General features: G+C 51.8%; 3 protein-coding genes and 2 pseudogenes. 1 reads left to right on the top strand and 4 read right to left on the bottom strand.

All coding sequences use genetic code 11. The annotated features are described in order from the left end of the window. Positions 1-16: 16 nt before the first annotated feature. Complete coding sequence (locus Q0628_RS15750; protein WP_366979153.1) at positions 17-301, top strand: DUF2357 domain-containing protein; 285 nt, start codon at positions 17-19, stop codon at positions 299-301. On the opposite strand, the gene Q0628_RS10305 is transcribed toward Q0628_RS15750, so the two are convergent. The 4 genes and pseudogenes from Q0628_RS10305 to tmk all read right to left on the bottom strand — a co-directional run bounded on the left by Q0628_RS10305 (position 214) and on the right by tmk (position 3,195). After that, the gene (locus Q0628_RS10305) at positions 214-1,272 is read right to left on the bottom strand and encodes an iron-containing alcohol dehydrogenase (protein WP_298770735.1); all 1,059 of its coding nucleotides are present in this window, start codon (positions 1,270-1,272) and stop codon (positions 214-216) included. The two genes, Q0628_RS15750 and Q0628_RS10305, sit on opposite strands and share 88 nt — an antisense overlap. A gap of 160 nt (positions 1,273-1,432) precedes the next feature. Beyond that, positions 1,433-1,816 (bottom strand): annotated as a pseudogene (locus Q0628_RS10300) (PLP-dependent transferase); the annotation flags it as partial. Positions 1,817-1,865: 49 nt separating this feature from the next. After that, a pseudogene (gene rsmA / locus Q0628_RS10295) lies at positions 1,866-2,444 on the bottom strand (16S rRNA (adenine(1518)-N(6)/adenine(1519)-N(6))-dimethyltransferase RsmA); the annotation flags it as partial. Between the two features lie 145 nt (positions 2,445-2,589). Next, positions 2,590-3,195 (bottom strand): dTMP kinase, encoded by a 606-nt coding sequence (gene tmk, locus Q0628_RS10290; RefSeq protein ID WP_298770731.1) that lies wholly within the window; start codon positions 3,193-3,195, stop codon positions 2,590-2,592. Positions 3,196-3,457: the final 262 nt, after the last annotated feature.

The following is a 3,457-nucleotide window of genomic DNA, read 5'->3' as shown; positions in this document are numbered from 1 at the left end:
ATTAAAGTCAACGATATTGAGATTGAAAGATTTCAAAGAACGATATGTTCGTTCTACAAAAAATCCCGAAGAAGCAGTTTTGAACAGTGTTGCAAATATGACTTCTGCTCTTAATAAATTCATTAATGCATCTTTTCTTCGTGATGTTGATGAATACAAGGCAACACAAAGCATGTCATTGGTATTTGAAATGGCACCAGGTTATCGTGAACTCTATAAGTATTTTCTTATGATGCACGGGGACCCTACCTTTGAGATACCGGACGGAGATAATATGATGAGCTTTTCCGAAAGGATGTAAGCGCGTTCGGTTTCGCTGTAGTTGAACGAATCTACTCCGAAAACCCTGCTTGCCAAAAGCGCAAGCCTCCAGGGCTTTTTCTCGGCCATGTACTTGGTCCAAGCGACGGTGACAACGGCCATGCCTTCGCCGTGAGTGATGTTGTACTGCGCCGAAAGTTCATGCTCGATTCGGTGAGAGCCCCAGTCCGCGCGACGCCCCGCATCCAGGAATCCGCCGTGAGCAACGCTCGCGAGCCACTGGATTTCACCACGGGCATTGACGTCCTTCTGATCTTTCAAGAGCTTGTCCGCATTCACGAGCAATGCGCGAATCGCGCCTTCAATCAGGTAGTCCGTCGTGTCGGAATTTTTCTCGTCAGAGAAATAGCGTTCCAGCAAGTGAGAAAGTACGTCCGCGATTCCCACGAAAGTCTGGTATGCCGGCAGGCCCACCGTGTATTTCGGGTTCATGATGGCAAATTTCGGAATGATCCGGTCATCTTCAAAGCCGAGTTTCCATTCACCGCTCGAAAGGATTGCCGCGTTCGAAGTCTCGGAACCGCTCGAAGCCGTCGTTGCAATCACGCCAATCGGCAAAACCTGCTTGGGCGAGATGCCTTTTTCAAAGAAGTCCCACACATCGCCGTCATACGGAATGCCGAGTGCCACCGCTTTTGCCGTATCAATGGAGCTTCCGCCACCGACCGCGAGCACAAAGTCCACCTGGTTTTCCTTGCCCTGCTTCACGAGTTCGCGCACCAGATCAATGGTCGGGTTCGGTACCACATTCCCGTTTTCGGAAAAACGAATCCCGAGTTCCTTGACTGCGTCCTTGATCACGTCATAAATGCCGAGCGTCTTGATAAAATCGCCGCTGTAAACAAGCTGAAGCGACTTCACGCCGTACGCAGCCAAAAGCGATTTTAACTTCTGTTCACTATGTTCGCCAAAAACAATCTTTGCTGGATTATAATATTCGAAGTCTATCATGATGTACTCTCCTTGTAAACATCAATAAAAATAATCCCCGCCGCCAGCCGGAACCGTGGGCAAAGAATCCAGTACCAAACTCTCGAGCAGGACTAGAATCATCCTTACCTACGGCCCGCCTGCATGACGAACGAGGGATGTTGTTCACGCAATGGAACTTTTAGATAGCGGCGAAGCCGTTTTCCAAGTCAGCGATAATGTCTTCGTAATGTTCCGTACCGATAGACACGCGGATCGTTGCCGGGGTAATTTCGGCGGCAGCCAGTTCTTCCGGAGAAAGTTCGGCGTGCGTGGTGGTGTACGGGTGAATCACGAGGCTCTTCACGTCGGCGACGTTTGCAAGCAGGCTGAAAATTTTCAGGTTGTCAATGAACTTGAAGGCTTCTTCCTGACCACCCTTGATGTCGAAGGTGAAGATAGAACCGCCGCCATTCGGGAAGTACTTCTGGTAAAGCTTGTGGTCCGGATGGTTTTCGAGGCTCGGGTGGCTCACGCGGGTAACCTTCGGGTGCTTGGTGAGGAATTCCAGGACCTTCTTGGTGTTTGTCGATGATTTTCTTTTTGTCGTAAGCGCGGCCGAACGAGTTGGCAAGGGTTTTGCGCTTTTGGGTGAAGGCTGCGCGCACAAAGTCGAAGAATCCGTCGGGGGCCGCGAGCGCATCGGCCTTGGGCGTAAGGAGCATGGTGGCGCTATCCACATTGGGCCGGGGCGTAAAATGCTCGGGGCCAATCTTGCGGAGAATCTGCGTGTCGGCATAGGCGGACACCAGAACCGAGAGGCTCCCATAATTGCTGCTGCAGGGGCTTGCACAAATGCGCTCGGCAACTTCGAGCTGCACCATTCCCATGAAGCCCTTGGTCAAATGCAGTTTCGGCATGAGCCCTGCGATAATCGCAGTCGACACGTTGTAGGGCAAGTTTCCCGTGACCCAGGGCTTTTCGTGGGCATCCAGAAACGCCTGCAAGTCAAACTTCAGAAAATCAATGTTTTCGATGTGGAAATTCTCGCGGCCCTGGAATTTTTCTTGCAAAAATTCCACGCACTGCTCGTCGATTTCGACGGCAGTGAGTTGCACGGCGCGCTCAATCAAGTGCTCCGTCAAGGCGCCGTGCCCAGGGCCGATTTCAAGCACCCAGTCGCCCGCATTCGCAGGCAAATCGCCCGCAATCATCTGCGCGGTAGGTACATCCAAAAAATTCTGGCCAAATTTACGGCGGCGGGCTCTATCCATACCGCCAAAGATAGAAATAAAAAGCCCGCAATTCAATTGCAGGCCTTTCAAGTTATACTTTAACGATTTTTCTAGAGTCTAGCCTTTACAAGTCGGCGAATACGGCATCGGGGCTGCGGTCGGCATCGATAGCCGCAACGCAGTCGCTGTAGTCACGGGCCGCGGCAAGGTACCCCTTGCGCACCCTCTCGAAAAATTCGGCCTTCTCGCTCTCCAGTCGATCGGGTGCCTCGCCCCGCTTCGCGGTGCGCGCGCGTCCCCTGGCCACGTCAATGTCAAGCACCACCGTCAACTCCGGAAAGCAACCGTCGCAAGTGATTTCTGTCAGGCGCTGCACAAGGTCAGCGCCCAAGCCGCGGGCATAACCCTGGTAGGCAAAAGTGCTCCAAGCAAAGCGATCGGCAACCACGATCTTCCCGGCATCAAGCGCGGGCTGAATAATTTCGGCAATCACCTGCGCACGCGCCGCATTGTACAACAAAAGTTCCGTCTTGTCGCTCATGATTCCCTTGAAATTCGTGTCCAAAAGAATCTCGCGCACGCGTTCCGAAATCTTTGCGCCGCCCGGTTCGCGCAACTTCACCACGGAATAACCCTCCTTGGTGAGCGCATCAATCAGCATATCGATCTGGGTCGTTTTGCCCGAACCGTCGATACCTTCTAAACTAAAAAAATGCTTAGCCGTTTTCATAGTAGATTCACAATTACTTTAAAAGGTAGAAAAAAATTATGGTACGCCAAGAAAATACTATCTTTACAACGCTTTTTGCAACGAATGGAGTTTTGTATGGCCTCTGAAAATGCGATTATCGAACGTGCCGAAATGTACCTGCGCAAGCTCTCTTGCGGAATCAACCCCCTGACAGACGAAATCCTGCCCGAAGGGGATTCCTGCAAACAGGAACGCATCAGCAAGTGCCTCGCCTACGTTGCATCGCTTTTGCAGCAGCAAC

This window comes from uncultured Fibrobacter sp. (assembly GCF_937877005.1).
Taxonomy (GTDB): Bacteria; Fibrobacterota; Fibrobacteria; order Fibrobacterales; family Fibrobacteraceae; genus Fibrobacter.
This window is presented reverse-complemented; position numbering and strand designations above follow the sequence as displayed.